General features: G+C 63.9%; 13 protein-coding genes and 1 riboswitch. Of the genes, 11 read left to right on the top strand and 2 right to left on the bottom strand.

Annotated features, from left to right (window positions below):
- Window positions 1-4 precede the first annotated feature (4 nt).
- The 5 genes from xdhB to NG898_RS03765 all read left to right on the top strand — a co-directional run bounded on the left by xdhB (window position 5) and on the right by NG898_RS03765 (window position 6,622).
- On the top strand, window positions 5-2,371 hold the full coding sequence (gene xdhB, locus NG898_RS03785) for a xanthine dehydrogenase molybdopterin binding subunit (RefSeq protein WP_252691146.1): 2,367 nt from the start codon (window positions 5-7) through the stop codon (window positions 2,369-2,371).
- A gap of 15 nt (window positions 2,372-2,386) precedes the next feature.
- Window positions 2,387-3,421 (top strand): xanthine dehydrogenase accessory protein XdhC, encoded by a 1,035-nt coding sequence (gene xdhC, locus NG898_RS03780; RefSeq protein WP_252691145.1) that lies wholly within the window; start codon window positions 2,387-2,389, stop codon window positions 3,419-3,421.
- A 2-nt stretch (window positions 3,422-3,423) separates the two neighbouring features.
- Window positions 3,424-4,461: an adenosine deaminase gene (locus tag NG898_RS03775; RefSeq protein ID WP_252691144.1), complete on the top strand. Its 1,038-nt coding sequence runs from the start codon at window positions 3,424-3,426 to the stop codon at window positions 4,459-4,461.
- 16 nt (window positions 4,462-4,477) lie between these two features.
- Complete coding sequence (guaD, locus tag NG898_RS03770) at window positions 4,478-5,812, top strand: guanine deaminase (RefSeq protein ID WP_252691143.1); 1,335 nt, start codon at window positions 4,478-4,480, stop codon at window positions 5,810-5,812.
- 13 nt (window positions 5,813-5,825) lie between these two features.
- Window positions 5,826-5,995: riboswitch (yybP-ykoY riboswitch) on the top strand.
- Window positions 5,996-6,049: 54 nt separating this feature from the next.
- Entirely contained in the window at window positions 6,050-6,622 is a 573-nt protein-coding gene (locus tag NG898_RS03765; protein ID WP_252691142.1) for a TMEM165/GDT1 family protein, read from the top strand.
- Window positions 6,623-6,842: 220 nt separating this feature from the next.
- Here NG898_RS03765 and NG898_RS03760 read toward each other — a convergent pair whose 3' ends face one another.
- Window positions 6,843-8,090, bottom strand: a complete 1,248-nt coding sequence (locus NG898_RS03760; protein WP_252691141.1) for a urate hydroxylase PuuD — start codon at window positions 8,088-8,090, stop codon at window positions 6,843-6,845.
- Window positions 8,091-8,107: 17 nt separating this feature from the next.
- Window positions 8,108-8,461 (bottom strand): hydroxyisourate hydrolase, encoded by a 354-nt coding sequence (gene uraH, locus NG898_RS03755; protein ID WP_012762338.1) that lies wholly within the window; start codon window positions 8,459-8,461, stop codon window positions 8,108-8,110.
- A gap of 377 nt (window positions 8,462-8,838) precedes the next feature.
- Here uraH and NG898_RS03750 point away from each other — a divergent pair, with 377 nt between their 5' ends.
- The 6 genes from NG898_RS03750 (at window position 8,839) to NG898_RS03725 (ending at window position 15,462) form a co-directional block, all read left to right on the top strand.
- Entirely contained in the window at window positions 8,839-9,597 is a 759-nt protein-coding gene (locus NG898_RS03750; protein WP_252691140.1) for a GntR family transcriptional regulator, read from the top strand.
- 215 nt (window positions 9,598-9,812) lie between these two features.
- The gene (locus NG898_RS03745) at window positions 9,813-11,222 is read left to right on the top strand and encodes a nucleobase:cation symporter-2 family protein (protein WP_252691139.1); all 1,410 of its coding nucleotides are present in this window, start codon (window positions 9,813-9,815) and stop codon (window positions 11,220-11,222) included.
- Between the two features lie 4 nt (window positions 11,223-11,226).
- Window positions 11,227-12,645, top strand: coding sequence for an 8-oxoguanine deaminase (locus NG898_RS03740; RefSeq protein ID WP_252691138.1), 1,419 nt, complete (start codon window positions 11,227-11,229; stop codon window positions 12,643-12,645).
- A gap of 111 nt (window positions 12,646-12,756) precedes the next feature.
- The gene (gene puuE, locus NG898_RS03735; RefSeq protein ID WP_252691137.1) at window positions 12,757-13,719 is read left to right on the top strand and encodes an allantoinase PuuE; all 963 of its coding nucleotides are present in this window, start codon (window positions 12,757-12,759) and stop codon (window positions 13,717-13,719) included.
- The gene (uraD, locus tag NG898_RS03730; protein WP_252691136.1) at window positions 13,716-14,240 is read left to right on the top strand and encodes a 2-oxo-4-hydroxy-4-carboxy-5-ureidoimidazoline decarboxylase; all 525 of its coding nucleotides are present in this window, start codon (window positions 13,716-13,718) and stop codon (window positions 14,238-14,240) included. The genes puuE and uraD overlap by 4 nt, the downstream gene beginning before the upstream one ends.
- A gap of 151 nt (window positions 14,241-14,391) precedes the next feature.
- On the top strand, window positions 14,392-15,462 hold the full coding sequence (locus tag NG898_RS03725; RefSeq protein WP_252691135.1) for a porin: 1,071 nt from the start codon (window positions 14,392-14,394) through the stop codon (window positions 15,460-15,462).
- Window positions 15,463-15,525: the final 63 nt, after the last annotated feature.

The raw sequence follows: 15,525 nt of genomic DNA, 5'->3' as shown, positions 1-15,525 counted from the left end.
GAACATGAACAAGCAAACCGAAGCCTTCCTGCTGGCTGAAGCTGATATTGCTGCGGCCATGCCTGGCCAGCGCGGTGCTGTGGTGGGAATTTCGCGCCCGCACGAATCTGCGCATCTGCATGTTGCGGGCACCGCCACGTACACCGACGACATTCCAGAGCTGGCCGGCACGCTGCACGCAGCGCTCGGGATGAGCACGCAGGCGCACGCGCGCATCGTCAACATGGATCTGGACCGCGTGAAGGCCGCGCCCGGCGTGGTGGCAGTGTTCACGTCGTCCGACATTCCCGGTACGAACGATTGCGGCCCGATCATCCACGACGATCCGATCCTGGCAACCGACACGGTGCACTTCATCGGCCAGCCGATGTTCATCGTGGTGGCGACGTCGCACGATGCGGCGCGCCGCGCGGCGCGTCTGGGCAATATCGAATACGAAGTCCTGCCCCCGCTGCTGACGCCTGAAGAAGCGCGCGCCGCCGGCAAGTCTGTGCTGCCGCCGATGCACCTCAAGCGCGGCGAACCGGCTGAGCGCATCGCCGCAGCACCCCACTCTGAAGCCGGCAAGATGTCGCTGGGCGGCCAGGAGCAGTTCTACCTCGAAAGCCAGATCTCGTACGCTGTGCCGAAGGAAGACAACGGCATGCACGTGTGGTGCTCGACGCAGCATCCGACCGAGATGCAACACATGGTGTCGCACATGCTGGGCTGGCACGCCAACCAAGTGCTGGTGGAATGCCGTCGCATGGGCGGTGGTTTCGGCGGAAAGGAATCGCAGTCTGGCCTGTTTGCCTGTTGCGCTTCGCTGGCGGCATGGAAACTCGCCTGCCCGGTCAAGCTGCGTCCGGACCGCGACGACGACATGATGATCACCGGCAAGCGGCACGACTTCCGCTTCGCTTATGAAGCCGGCTACGACAACGACGGACGCATCCAGGGCGTCAAGGTGGACATGACGTCGCGCGCCGGTTTTTCGGCCGACCTGTCGGGCCCCGTGATGACGCGCGCCATTTGCCACTTCGACAACGCCTACTGGCTGCCCGAGGTCGAAATCGATGGCTTCTGCGCGCGCACCAACACGCAGTCGAACACCGCTTTCCGCGGTTTTGGCGGCCCGCAAGGCGCGTTTGCCATCGAGTACATCATGGACAACATCGCGCGCTCGGTCGGCAAGGACGCGCTCGACGTGCGCCGCGCCAATCTTTACGGCAAGGACAAGAACAATGTCACGCCGTACGGGCAGACCGTGGAGGACAACGTCATCCATGAACTGCTCGACGAGCTGGAAGCGACATCCGATTACCGCGCCCGCCGCGAAGCGATTCGCGCATTCAATGCGACGAGCCCCGTGCTCAAGCGCGGCCTGGCGCTGACGCCGGTGAAGTTCGGCATCTCGTTCAACGTGAAGCACTTCAACCAGGCCGGCGCGCTGGTGCACGTTTACAACGACGGTTCGATCCTCGTGAACCACGGCGGCACCGAAATGGGCCAGGGCCTGAACACGAAGGTCGCGCAGGTCGTGGCGCACGAATTGGGCGTGTCGTTCGCGCGCATCCGCGTGACGGCCACGGATACCAGCAAGGTGGCCAACACATCCGCCACGGCTGCATCCACAGGCAGCGACCTGAACGGCAAGGCTGCGCAAGACGCCGCACGCCAGATCCGCCAGCGCCTGATCGCGTTTGCCGCCGAGCATTACGAAGTGCCCGTCGAGACGGTAGCAATCTTGGGCGACCACCTGGAAATCGGTGCACGCCGCGTGCCGTTCGATGAGCTGATCGGCAAAGCCTACGTTGCCCGGGTGCAATTGTGGTCCGACGGCTTCTACGCCACGCCCAAGCTGCATTGGGATCAATCCAAGCTCAAAGGCCGTCCGTTCTACTACTACGCCTATGGTGCCGCGGTGTCGGAAGTTGTGGTCGACACACTCACCGGCGAATGGCGTCTGCTGCGCGCCGATGTGCTGCACGACGCCGGCCGCTCGATCAACCCGGCCATCGACATCGGCCAGGTGGAAGGCGCATTCATCCAGGGTATGGGCTGGCTGACGACCGAAGAGCTGTGGTGGAACAAGAACGGCAAGCTGATGACGCACGCCCCGTCCACCTACAAAATCCCGACGGTCAACGATTGTCCGACGGACTTCCGCGTGCACCTGTTCAACAACGCCAACGTGGAAGACAGCATCCACCGCTCCAAGGCGCTGGGTGAGCCGCCGCTGCTGCTGCCGTTCTCGGTGTTCTTCGCCATTCGCGATGCGGTGGCTGCGGTTGGCGATGGCCGCACCAACCCGCCGCTGAATGCGCCGGCCACCAGCGAAGAAATCCTCAAGGCTGTGGACGCCATCCGCAACGCCCCGCTGACCGCCTGAGTTCGGAACCACATCATGGACCACACGCAACTGCGCCCATTCCGCTTCGCCGACGTGCTTGCCACCGTGCAGACCGGGCAGCCGTGCGTGCTGGTCACGGTGACGGACGTCCAGGGCTCGGCGCCGCGCGAACCGGGCACGCTCATGCTGGTGTGCACGGACGGCTTCTTCGGCACCATCGGCGGCGGCCATCTCGAGTGGCGCGCGATGGAAATCGCCCAGACGATGATGGCCGCGCCCGAGGCCACCGGCGAAGCGCGCCGCCAGTTCGTGCGCATTCCGCTGGGGCCGGCACTCGGCCAATGCTGCGGCGGCGTGGTGCGGCTGTCGCTTGAACGACTCGACGCGCGGGATGTGGAGTGGATCGCGCTGGCCGACGACGCCATGCGTCAACGCCGCAGCCTGCGCCGCGTCGTCTGCGCTGATCCTGCTGTGGCGGTTGAAGCAAGCGTAGGTGACGCAGCCGCGGCCGGCGTGCAACTCGACGCCAGCGGCTTCACGCAAACCATGCTGCCGCCCGACATGTCGATCGTGCTCTGCGGCGCTGGCCATGTCGGCCACGCCATCGTGCGCGCGCTGGCGAATCTGCCTTGCCGCGTCACGTGGGTGGATGAGCGCGATGCGATGTTCCCGTTCCCCACGGAAGTGCCGCCGAACGTCGTCATCGAATCCACCGATACGCCGGAAGCCGTGATCGATCACGCGCCCGCCGGCAGCTACTTCCTGGTCATGACGCACAACCACGCGTTGGACCTCATGCTGTGCGAACGCATCATGCGCCGCACGGACTTTGCCTACTTCGGCCTGATCGGTTCCAAGACCAAGCGCGCGCGCTTCGAGCATCGCATGGTCGAGCACGGCGTGGACCCGGCCCGCCTGCCGGAAATGGTGTGCCCGATTGGCGTGGCAGGCATCGTGGACAAGGCGCCGGATATCATTGCGGTATCCGTCGTCGCGCAACTGCTGCAGGTGCGAGAGCTGCAACAGCATGCGCTCACCAGCGCCAGCAGCGGCGCGGCGGTCCCTTACCGAGTCCCCACGCCTGTCTGATCATGCCGATTTCCTCCGCGCTTGCAGAACGCATTGCCACCAGCCCGAAAGCTGAACTGCACATCCACATCGAAGGCTCGCTCGAACCCGAACTGATGTTCGCGCTGGCCGAGCGCAACGGCGTAAAGCTGCCGTATGCATCCGTTGAAGAAGTACGTGCGGCCTACGCCTTCGACGATCTGCAATCGTTTCTCGATCTGTACTACGCCGGCGCGAGCGTGCTGCTCACCGAGCAGGATTTCTACGACATGACCGCCGCGTACGTGGCACGCGCGCTTGCCGACAACGTCCACCACGCCGAAATCTTCTTCGACCCGCAGACGCACACCGCCCGCAACGTGCCGATGCATGTGGTCATTCACGGCATCGTCCGCGCGTTGGATGACGCCGAGCGCGAGCACGGTTTCTCCAGCGCGCTGATCCTCTGCTTCCTGCGCCATCTGAGCGAGGAAGACGCTTTCGACACGCTCGAAGCGGCCCTGCCCTACATCCAGGACCCGGCCAACCGCATCATCGGTGTGGGGCTGGATTCATCCGAGCGCGGCAACCCGCCGGAAAAATTCGCACGCGTATTCGCACGCTGCAAGGAACTCGGTCTGCGCCTCGTCGCCCACGCCGGTGAAGAAGGCCCGGCGCAATACGTGATCGACGCGCTCGACATCCTGAAGGTGGAGCGCATCGATCACGGCGTACGCGCCATCGACGATGCCGCGCTCGTCAAGCGCCTCGCGGCCGAACGCATCGCGCTGACGGTCTGCCCGCTGTCGAACGAAAAACTGAAGGTCTACCCTGACTTGCGCGACCACTCGCTCAAGCAACTGCTGGACGCCGGCTGCGCTGTGACGCTGCATTCCGACGATCCAGCCTACTTTGGCGGCTACATGAACACCAACTGGCTCGCCACCTTCAACGCCCTTGACTTGTCTGCAGCCGATGCCCATGCGCTCGCACGCAACAGCTTCGAGGCGTCCTTCCTGCCCGAACAGGACAAAGCCCTGTGGCTTGCCAAGGTTGACGACCACTGGAAAGCCACACACTAAAAATCCACGAGACGACATGACCACGATGCCTCCGACTTCCAACACCGTTCACGCTTACCGCGGCCGCGTGCTGCATTTCCTGCACGATCCGCAGTATCGCGAGCGCGATGCTTATGAGTACTGGGAAGACGGCCTGCTCGTGGTCGCCGGCGGCAAGGTCGTGCAGGCCGGCGACTATGCCGCGCTGCGCGAAGACCTGCCCGCCGGCACGCAATTGCACGACTACAGCGGCAAGCTGATCGTCCCGGGCTTCATCGACACGCATATCCACTTCCCGCAGACGGACATGATCGCGTCGCCCTCGCCGGGCCTGCTGCACTGGCTGGAGACGTACACGTTCCCGGAAGAGCGCCGCTTCGAAAGCGAGCAGTACGCCGCCGGCGTCGCCTCGTTCTTCCTCGACGAACTGTTGCGCAACGGCACGACCAGCGCGATGGTATGGAGCACCGTGCATCGCGGCTCGGCCGAAACGCTGTTCACGCAAGCACAGCAACGCGGCATGCGCATGATCACCGGCAAGGTGATGATGGATCGCAATTGCCCGGAATACCTGCGCGACACGGCTGAATCGGGGGCGCGTGACACGGCTGACCTGATCTCGCGCTGGCACGGCAAGGACCGGCTGGCCTACGCCATCACACCGCGCTTTGCGCCCACCTCGAGCGAAGCGCAACTGCAAGCCTGCGCAGAACTCGCCAAGCAATACAAGGACGTTTTCATCCAGACGCACGTCGCAGAAAACCCCGACGAAGTGAAATGGGTGGCCGACCTGTTCCCGAATGCGCGCAGCTACCTGGACGTCTACGATCGCTACGGCCTGCTGCGCAAGGGCGCCTTCTACGGCCACGCCATCTGGCTGGATGACAGCGACCGCCAACGCATGGCGGAATCCGGCGCAGCCGTGGCGCACTGCCCCACCTCCAACCTGTTCCTGGGCAGCGGCCTCTACAACTTCCACAAGAACGACGCGTACCGCCTGGCGCTTACGTTGGCGACCGACGTGGGCGGCGGCAGCTCGTTCTCGATGCTGCGCACGATGGGCACGGCGCACAAGGTCGCACGCATGGGCGGGTATCACCTGACGGCGTTGCGGATGTTCTACCTGGCCACGCGCGGCGCCGCCGAAGCACTCGGTTGGGAAGACCGCATCGGCAGCTTCGTGCCGGGCGCGGAAGCCGACTTCATCGTGCTGGACCCGGCTGCCACACCGCTGCTGGCCCGCCGCAATGCGCGCTCGGAAACATTGGAAGAGCTGCTGTTTTCGTTGGCCCTGCTGGGCGAGGACCGTGCTGTATCCGCCACTTACGTGCAGGGCGAACCCGCGAAATTTGCGGTTGGCGCCAACGCTTGATGCACTTATAATCGCGGCTTCCATTGGGGAGTAGCCGCTCGAAGTCGTCACTTCGAGGGCCACGTCAACAGACTTGACCGCCGTCGCAACGACAGGTGGTTATGGCGTGGTCAGCCGCACTCAGGGTGCCACCCCGGCACCCGGTGACGCGCCTGGCGAGACCGATGACAACCCACTGCGGACAGGGCCGGCAGTGGCGCGTCATTGGTTCGCATACGGCCCGGACACCACAACAACATGGAAGCCTTTCTCGTCTCCACCGGCATCGTCGCGCTCGCTGAAATCGGCGACAAGACGCAATTGCTGTCGATCTTGCTGGCTGCGCGTTTCCGCAAACCAGTGCCGATCATCCTTGGCATCTTCATCTCCACCCTCGTCAACCATGCCCTGGCCGGCGCCGTCGGCGGTTGGATCACGCACATGCTTGGCGAGAACGTGCTGCGGTGGATTCTGGGCGTGGGCTTTATCGCCATGGCCGGGTGGATGCTGATCCCAGACAAGCTCGACGACGACGAGGCGCCCTCCACAGCCCAGCGCGGTCTGGGCATTCTCGGCACCACCATCGTTGCGTTCTTCTTTGCCGAGATGGGCGACAAGACACAGATCGCGACCGTGGCACTGGCCGCACGCTTTAACGACGTGTTTTCTGTCGTGGCGGGCACGACCGTCGGCATGCTGCTGGCGAACGTGCCGGCCGTGCTAATGGGCAATAAGTTCGCCGCACGCATGCCGATCACGCTGGTGCATCGGATTGCGGCGCTGATCTTCCTGGTGCTCGGTGTACTGGCGTTGCTGGGCGTCGGGAAGTAAGTCGTCAATCCGAGGCTCTGGGGCTGCCCTGCCGGCGCCCCTTGCGGCCGGGGAGGCAGAGGCGAATCGGGCCCAGCCAAGGACACATCGCTGCAGACGCTTCAGGCGAAACGAAAAAAAACGGGGCCGCAGCCCCGTTCAACCCTCACCGGTCATGCCACCCGCTAGGGAACGAATGGCATGCTCCGATAAACCTTTCCGTTGTTGCTCAGCGTGCGCCTCAGTTCGTCTTGGCGCCGCCTTCGAACCACTTGGCGATGATCGTGCGCTCGTCGTCGGTAATCTGCGTCACGTTGCCCAGCGGCATCAGCTTCTGCTGCACGACCTGCTGGTAGACGAGCTGCGCATGCTTGCCCAGTTCGTCCGGCGTATCGAGCAACACGCCCTTAGCCGGCGAAGGCATCAGGGTAGGATGAGCCGAGTGACATTGGTAGCACCGTGCGGTAACGACTGCCTGTACTTTGGCGAAATCCGAGCCGGCAGCGGCTGTCGGGGTGGCCGCCGCGGCCGTACCCGTCGCTGCCGCAGCAGGCGTGCTTTCGGCGGCAGGCGCTGCCGGACGCGACACCGGAGCGAGCCACACCGCAACCCCCAGCAGCACTGCCACGCCTGCTGCCGGATAGCCCCAGTTCACGACACCCTTGTGCTTCAGGATGAAGAACTGACGGATCAGCACGCCGGCCAGCATGATCAGCACCAGCACAACCCAGTTGTACTTGGCGGCGTACGTCATGCTGTAGTGATTCGACAGCATCGCAAACAGCACAGGCAGCGTGAAGTACGTGTTGTGCACGCTGCGTTGCTTGCCGCGCTTGCCGTGGATCGGGTCCGGCTTCTCGCCCGCTTTGAGCGAAGCGACCACCTTGCGTTGCCCCGGAATGATCCAGAAGAACACGTTGGCGCTCATGATGGTCGCGATCATCGCGCCGATCAGCAGGAACGCTGCACGGCCCGAGAACAGGTGGCATGCCGCAAACGCTGCAATCACCACGTAGATCGCCACCAGAATGCCCACCACGCGGTCGTTCTTGCCGAACACACGGCAGATCGTGTCGTACACCAGCCAGCCGACCACCAGGAAGCCCAGCGCCAGCAGCACGGCCGTCGTCGCCGTCATGTCGAACACGCTGCGATCGATCATGTAGACGTTGGCGTTGAACAGGTACACCACCGTCAGCAGGGCAAAGCCCGACATCCAGGTCGAGTACGACTCCCAGTAGAACCAGTGCAGATGGTCGGGCAATTGCTTCGGTGCCAGCAGGTACTTCTGCGGGTTGTAGAACCCGCCGCCGTGCACGGCCCACAGTTCGCCATCGACGCCCTTGTCCTTCAGGTCCGGTGCGCTCGGCTTGGTCAGGCTGTTATCGAGCCAGACGAAGTAGAACGACGAACCGATCCACGCGATCGCGACGATCACGTGCAGCCAACGCAAGAGCAAGTTGGCCCAGTCGAGGATATAGCCTTCCATGATGACTCCCTGCCCTGTTAGCTGCCGCGATAGGTCGAATACGACCACGGCGATACCAGCAGCGGCACGTGGTAGTGCGCGCTGGTATCGGCCACGCCAAAGCGCAGCGTCACCACGTCCAGGAACGCGGGCTCGGGGAGTTTGACGCCGGCGGCGCGGTAATACTCGCCCACGCCGAAGTCCAGTTCATACACGCCAGCCTGCAGCGCGTCGCCTTCCAGCAGCGGCGCATCGCAACGGCCATCGTGATTGGTGCGAACCGATTTGATCGGTTGCCGTTGATTGTCGACAATTTTGAACAGTGCGATCGCCAGGTTTTGGCCCGGCGTGCCTGCAGCGGTGTCGAGCACATGGGTGGTCAAGCGTCCCATTTGTCTTCCTCTGTAGTTCGAATTTTCAGAAGCGCCGCTGCCTCCACTTGCACCTCGCGCCAAACCCTTGTGTGACAAGGGCTGGCGTCGGGGCCCGCTCGGTACGTGCTGTGCACGCATCCCGGCGCGCGTCCAGCCGGTTTACGCCTGCCCTCCATATGGGGAGGGGCATGCCAAACCGGCAAAGCCGTCGCTCGCTCTGGGTCCGACGCCGTGTCTCTGCCGTGTCCCTAGACCAGGCTCGAAACAGGGATTTCCCTAGTTTGTCGGATTCCCGAACGCATTTTGTTGACAATATTGAAGGCGGCTATGAATAATTGTCAACAGGTTTTCGCGGCGGCCCATGCTGCGGCGCACTAATGAAAGGCAGGTCTGCCATGTCCAAGAATCTCAAGCTGGTCTCCACGGAAGTGGTGTCGAAGTCGGGCGCCAAAGCATCGGGGGCAACACGCATGTCGGTCGAAGAACGGATGTATCACGAGATCTACGACGCGATCATGGAACACCGCCTGCCCCCGCGCACCAAGCTGACGGAACATGCGCTTTGCGAAATCTATGCCACCGCCCGTCATACGGTGCGCAAGGTCTTCTCGCAACTGGCCGCCGACGGTCTGGTTGACCTGGAGCCGAATCGCGGCGCGTTCATCGCGGCGCCCTCCATCGACGAAGCCCATGCCATGTTCGAGCTGCGTCAGATCCTGGAGCGCGCGGTGCTCGACAAGGTTGGCCATAGCAGCAACCCCAAGGCGGCCATTGCGCCCCTGATGGAACTCGTCAAGCAGGAACGCCAGGCGTTTGTCACGCAGGATCGCCCGCGCTGGATTCGCCTGTCTGCGGAGTTTCACGTGGCGCTGGCCGAGCAGTCTGGTAACCCGCTGGTGGTCGAGATGATGCGCCGGCTGGTGTCGCGCACCACCCTGATGATCGCCAGCGTCGAGGCCCCGGGCAACAACGCCTGCTCGTTCGACGAACACCTCGACATCCTCAATGCACTGGAGCGCGGCGACGCCAGCGCTGCCCAGGCCCACATGGCCCAGCACTTGCAATGTTGCGCCGATCGCGTGCGCCCCGAAGCGCCCGCTGATTTCGATCTGCGTTCGGTATTGGGCCCGCGCGGCGGGAAGGACAAAGTCTAGGACCGGTTTAGCTGTATGGGGCGAGCCGGCACGACAGAGGCCGGCCGCCCAAGAACCTGTCCACGATCCGTAGCGACCTGCCGAAGGTTGGCCCGAGATACACCGTCCGACATCAGGACGGCACGTGTCACAAGGCCAGAACCGGGGCGCGCAGCAGGAACGTGGGCAGGCTCCAAGCCGGACGTCGTCCGGCTTACCACCCAAAGGAGACCTTTATGGCAAGCAGCACCATCGCCGCCCCCACGGCGGACCTGACCAATGAGCGCGTGGCGTACGGACGCCTGCTCGCATTGGGCCTTCAACATGTATTGGTGATGTATGCAGGCACCGTGGCAGTGCCTCTGATTGTGGGCGGTGCACTGCATCTGCCCAAGGAACAACTCGCCTTCCTGATCAACGCAGATCTTTTCGCCGCCGGCCTTGCCACGCTCATCCAAGCCTTCGGTGTGTGGAAGTTCGGCATCCGCATGCCGGTCATGATGGGCGTGACCTTCGCATCGGTGGGCCCGATGATCGCCATCGGCACCGACCCGAGCATCGGCCTGCTGGGCATTTACGGCGCTGTGATTGCGGCGGGGATATTCGGCATCATCGTCGCGCCGCTCATGGGACGCGTGCTTGGGCTCTTCCCGCCGGTCGTGACGGGCACCGTGATCACGCTGATCGGCATGTCGCTGATGGGCGTGGGCATCAACTGGGCAGCGGGCGGCCAGCCGACCATGAAGACCATGGTGGACGGCGTGCTCAAGACCGTGCCCAATCCGGCCTACGGCGATCTGAGCGGCCTAGGCATTGCGCTGGCAGTGCTCGTCATCATCCTGTTGCTGACGAAGTATGGCCGCGGCCTGATCGGCAACATCGCCGTGCTGCTGGGCATCGTGATCGGCACGTTCATCGCCATGGCGTTCGGCAAGGTGAGCTTTGCCGGCATCACCGAAGCCGACTGGGTGGCCGTGATCACGCCGCTGCACTTCGGCATGCCGACCTTCCACTTCGGCGCCATCGCTTCGATGTGCATCGTAATGATGATCACGCTGGTGGAATCGACCGGCATGTTCCTGGCGCTGGCAGAAATCACCGGCAAGAAGCTCTCCACCGATGACCTCACGCGCGGCCTGCGCGCCGATGGCCTGGGCACCGTGATCGGCGGCCTGTTCAACACGTTCCCGTACACGTCGTTCTCGCAAAACGTTGGGCTGGTGACGGTCACGGGTGTGCGTTCGCGCTTCGTGGCAGCCATGGGCGGCCTGATCCTGATTGCGCTGGGCCTGTTCCCGAAGATGGCGCACATCGTGGCGTCGGTTCCCTCCTTCGTGCTGGGCGGCGCGGGCATCGTGATGTTCGGCATGGTGGCCGCCACGGGTGTGCGCATTCTCGGCTCGATCGATTTCAACAAGTACCGCCACAACCTGTTCATCGTGGCGATCTCGATCGGCTTCGGCATGATCCCGACGCTGGCACCGACCTTCTTCCAGTACCTGCCGCATTGGCTTGAACCGGTCACGCACAGCGGCATCGTGCTGGGCACGCTCGTCGCGGTCATCCTGAACCTTTACTACAACGGCATGCAGTCGGCCGAGCACGCAATGCGCGACGCTGCTGCCAACACCCACGGCACGGAGTAATTGCATGAACGCCACTGTCGCGCACAACGACCCGCTTCTGATCGCCCGTCATGCCGACGTGCTGGTCACCATGGATGCGCAACGCCGCGAGATCCCGGACGGCGCCCTCATTGCGCGCGGTGGCGTGATCGAATGGGTTGGCGCCACGGCCGATCTGCCGTCGCAGTACCGCGAGGCCATCGGGCAACCCAACGTGCGTGTGATGGAACTGCGCGACCACGTGGTCACGCCGGGTTTCGTCAACACGCACCATCACATGTATCAGAGCCTGACGCGCGCCCTGCCCGCAGCGCAAGACGCCGAACTGTTCGGCTGGCTGACCAACCTGTATCCGGTGTGGGCCGGCCTCACGCCGGAGATGGTGCGCGTGTCCACGCTCACGGCGATGGCGGAACTGCTGCTCTCCGGTTGCACGACCTCCAGCGACCACCTGTACCTCTATCCGAACGGCAGCCGGCTCGACGATTCCATCGAAGCCGCGCAGCAGATCGGCATGCGCTTTCACGCCGCGCGCGGCAGCATGAGCGTCGGCCGCAGCCAGGGCGGCTTGCCGCCGGACCGCGTGGTCGAAGGCGAAGAGGCCATCCTGAAGGAAACGCAGCGCCTGATCGAAACCTGGCATAACGCCGATCGCCATTCGATGCTGCGTGTGGTGGTGGCGCCGTGCTCGCCCTTCTCCGTCTCGCGCGACCTGATGCGCGAGTCGGCCAAGCTCGCGCGCAGCTACGGCGTGTCGATGCACACGCACCTGGCCGAGAACGATAACGACATCGCGTATTCACGCGAGAAGTTCGGCATGACGCCGGCCGAGTATGCGGAAGACCTCGGCTGGGTCGGCCGCGACGTCTGGCATGCGCACTGCGTGAAGCTCGACGCCCATGGCATTGACGTCTTCGCGCGCACCGGCACCGGCGTAGCGCATTGCCCGTGCTCGAACATGCGGCTGGCTTCCGGCATTGCGCCCATCCGCACCATGCGCGATGCCGGCGTGCCGGTCGGCCTGGGCGTGGACGGCAGCGCGTCGAACGATGGGGCGCACATGCTCGGCGAAACGCGGCAGGCCATGCTGCTCGCGCGTGTCGGCTTTGGCCCCGCGGCGATGAGCGCGCGCGAGGCGCTGGAGATCGCCACGCTCGGCGGCGCGCGCGTGCTCAACCGCGACGACATCGGCGCGCTCGCACCCGGCATGTCGGCCGACTTTGTCAGCTTCGATCGCCACCAGGTCAGCTTCGCCGGCGCCGACCACGACCCGGTCGCGGCGCTGGTGTTCTGCGCCCCGTCCAACGTGGCGCACAGCGTGATCAACGGGCGCGTGGTCGTCGAAGACGGCCGCCTGACCACGCTTGAACTCGACGCCCATCTCACGGTTCACCGGAGGCTCGCGCTGGAACTGGCGCAGGCTGCCCGGGCAGTCCCGGCCTGACGCGATGGCGCCTTGCCTGGTTCATGACGCCGCTGTGATGTCGTGAATTTGGAAAGCCGCATTCCACTGTCTGACCGGTGTTGTATGAAGTCTCCTCGACATGAAAAAACCATGACAAACAATAACTATCCGCGCGATCTCATCGGTTACGGCAAGAACCCGCCCAACGCCAACTGGCCGGGCGGCGCGCGCGTAGCCCTGCAGTTCGTCCTCAACTACGAGGAAGGCGGTGAAAGCTGCGTGTTGCACGGCGACGCCGGCTCCGAGCAGTTCCTCTCCGAAATCATTGGCGCCGCGGCCTACCCCGACCGCCACATGAGCATGGAGGGCATCTACGAATACGGCTCGCGGGCGGGCGTGTGGCGCATCCTGCGCGAGTTTGAAAAGCGCGGCCTGCCGCTGACGATCTTCGGTGTGTCGATGGCCCTGCAACGGCATCCGGACGTGACGCAAGCCTTCGTTGACCTGGGCCACGAAATCGCCTGTCACGGCTGGCGCTGGATCCACTACCAGAACATCGACGAAGCCACCGAGCGCGAGCACATGCGCATCGGCGTCGAGATCATTCGCGAGCTGACCGGCAATGCGCCGCTTGGCTGGTACACCGGCCGCGACAGCCCCAACACGCGCCGCCTGGTGGTCGAGCACGGCGGCTTTGCCTACGACGCCGACTACTACGGCGACGACCTGCCGTTCTGGACCGAAGTCGAAACCTCGTCCGGCGAGGCCAAACCGCACCTGGTGGTGCCGTACACGCTCGACACAAACGACATGCGTTTTGCCAGCCCGCAAGGCTTCAACACAGCCGACCACTTCTACCAGTACCTGAAGGACGCCTTCGACGTGCTGTACGAAGAAGGCGATCCCAATGGCCTGGCGCAGCCGAAGATGCTGTCGATCGGCATGCACTGCCGCCTGCTGGGCCGTCCGGGACGTTTCCGTGCGCTGCAACGCTTCCTTGACTACGTGCAATCGCACGACAAGGTCTGGATCTGCCGCCGTATCGACATCGCGCAGCACTGGATCCAGAACCATCCGTATGCAAAGCAACCCGTTTTGAGCACCACAGCATGAGTCAGACCACCTACAACCTCTCGCAACTCAACAGCATGGACGCAGCGCAGTTCGTGCAGGTCCTTGGCGGCATCTACGAGCACTCGCCGTGGGTTGCCGAACAGGCCGCCACGCAGCGCCCGTTCGCCTCGGCCGAGGCGCTCGCAACCGCCATGCGCAATGCCGTGGATACCGCCGGCATTGACCCTCAGCTCAAGCTGGTGCGCGCCCACCCGGAGCTGGCCGGCAAGGCTGCCGTGCGCGGTGAACTGACTGCCGAGTCGACGCGCGAACAAAGCGGCGCGGGCTTGAACCTGTGCACGCCAGAAGAGTTTGCGCGCCTGCAGGCGCTCAACACCCAGTACAACGAGAAGTTCGGCTTCCCGTTCATCCTGGCGGTGCGCGGCTATGACCGCCACGGAATCATCGAGAACTTCAGCAAGCGCGTGGAAAACGATCGCGATACCGAGCTGCGTACGTCGCTCGAACAGATTCATCGCATCGCGGGTTTCCGCCTGACCGATTTGATTGCAGCAAACTGATTTTTCAGGTTCATCAGCAAAAACAACGCTGTGGGCGCGGTGTCATGGGGCATGGGACACCGATCGGCATGGAGCCTGACCAGCCGGCCTGCGATCGCATCAAAGAATGCGGCGCAACCCGCAGTGATCTTCAACAACAAAGGAGGTAGCAATGCAGTCGAAATTCAAGCGTGGCGTGGCCGCGCTGGCAGTGGCATCGGCACTGGGGGCAGCAAGTGCCGGTGCGCAAGCGCAATCGTCCGTCACGTTGTACGGCCAGGTGGATGCCTGGGCCGGCGCCACCAAGAGCCTGGGCGCATCGGACCGCGCCTGGGGCGTCAACTCGGGCGGGATGTCTACGTCGTACTGGGGCATGAAGGGCAGCGAAGACCTCGGCAACGGCCTGAAGGCGATCTTCACGCTGGAAGCGTTCTTCCGCCCCGACACCGGCAAGTACGGCCGCTTCGACGGCGACACGTTCTTCGCCCGCAACTCGTTCGTCGGCCTGCAATCGAGCTCCTGGGGCTCGATCAAGCTCGGCCGCCTGACGCCGCCGTACTTCGTCTCGACGATCCTGTTCAACCCGTTCATCGATTCGTACACGTTCTCGCCGATGGTGTTCCACACCTACCTCGGCAACGGCCTGAGCGGCCCCGGCGGCATCTCGGGTCTGGTGGGCGATTCGGGCTGGAACAACTCGATCATGTATTCCACGCCGGACTTCAACGGTCTGACCGCCAACTTCATCTACGGCGCGGGCGAGCAAGCTGGCCACAATGGCCAGAACAAGTGGGGCGGCAACTTCCTGTACTTCCATGGCAACTTCGCGGCCACGGCAGCCTTCCAGCAAGTGCGATTCGACTCCGCCCCGGGTGACCTCAACGCGCTGGTGGCAGGCTTCTCGCGCCAGACGGCCGCGCAACTGGGCGCCACGTACGACTTTGGCATGGTCAAGCTGTACGGCCAATACCAGTACATCAAGAACGCCATCAACTCGGGCGATGCAAAGAGCAACGGCGGCCAGCTGGGCGTATCGGTGCCGGCCGGCCCGGGCAGCATCCTGGCGTCGTACGCGTACACGAAGACTTCGGGCGCGGCTGACGTGAAGCGCAACACGTGGGCGGTCGGCTACGACTACTCGCTGTCCAAGCGTACCGATGTGTATGCCGCGTACATGCGCGACAAGGTGACGAACCTGAGCTCGGCAGACACCTTCGGCGTGGGCATCCGCGCGAAGTTCTAAGCAGTCGGCAGCAAAGAAAAACGGCGCCTGGACTTTCCCCAGGCGCCGTTTTCATTTGGACCG

It is taken from the genome of Ralstonia mojiangensis (genome assembly GCF_023955645.1).
In the GTDB taxonomy this organism is placed as follows: Bacteria; Pseudomonadota; Gammaproteobacteria; order Burkholderiales; family Burkholderiaceae; genus Ralstonia; species Ralstonia mojiangensis.
The sequence above is the reverse complement of the archived record's forward strand: the minus strand, read 5'-3'. Positions and strand labels throughout refer to the sequence as shown.

Coding starts and splice junctions, on each gene's coding strand:
- xdhB (WP_252691146.1), top strand. CDS start 5: ATGAACAAGCAAACCGAAGCCTTCCTGCTGGCTGAAGCTGATATTGCT.
- xdhC (WP_252691145.1), top strand. CDS start 2,387: ATGGACCACACGCAACTGCGCCCATTCCGCTTCGCCGACGTGCTTGCC.
- NG898_RS03775 (WP_252691144.1), top strand. CDS start 3,424: ATGCCGATTTCCTCCGCGCTTGCAGAACGCATTGCCACCAGCCCGAAA.
- guaD (WP_252691143.1), top strand. CDS start 4,478: ATGACCACGATGCCTCCGACTTCCAACACCGTTCACGCTTACCGCGGC.
- NG898_RS03765 (WP_252691142.1), top strand. CDS start 6,050: ATGGAAGCCTTTCTCGTCTCCACCGGCATCGTCGCGCTCGCTGAAATC.
- NG898_RS03760 (WP_252691141.1), bottom strand. CDS start 8,090: ATGGAAGGCTATATCCTCGACTGGGCCAACTTGCTCTTGCGTTGGCTG.
- uraH (WP_012762338.1), bottom strand. CDS start 8,461: ATGGGACGCTTGACCACCCATGTGCTCGACACCGCTGCAGGCACGCCG.
- NG898_RS03750 (WP_252691140.1), top strand. CDS start 8,839: ATGTCCAAGAATCTCAAGCTGGTCTCCACGGAAGTGGTGTCGAAGTCG.
- NG898_RS03745 (WP_252691139.1), top strand. CDS start 9,813: ATGGCAAGCAGCACCATCGCCGCCCCCACGGCGGACCTGACCAATGAG.
- NG898_RS03740 (WP_252691138.1), top strand. CDS start 11,227: ATGAACGCCACTGTCGCGCACAACGACCCGCTTCTGATCGCCCGTCAT.
- puuE (WP_252691137.1), top strand. CDS start 12,757: ATGACAAACAATAACTATCCGCGCGATCTCATCGGTTACGGCAAGAAC.
- uraD (WP_252691136.1), top strand. CDS start 13,716: ATGAGTCAGACCACCTACAACCTCTCGCAACTCAACAGCATGGACGCA.
- NG898_RS03725 (WP_252691135.1), top strand. CDS start 14,392: ATGCAGTCGAAATTCAAGCGTGGCGTGGCCGCGCTGGCAGTGGCATCG.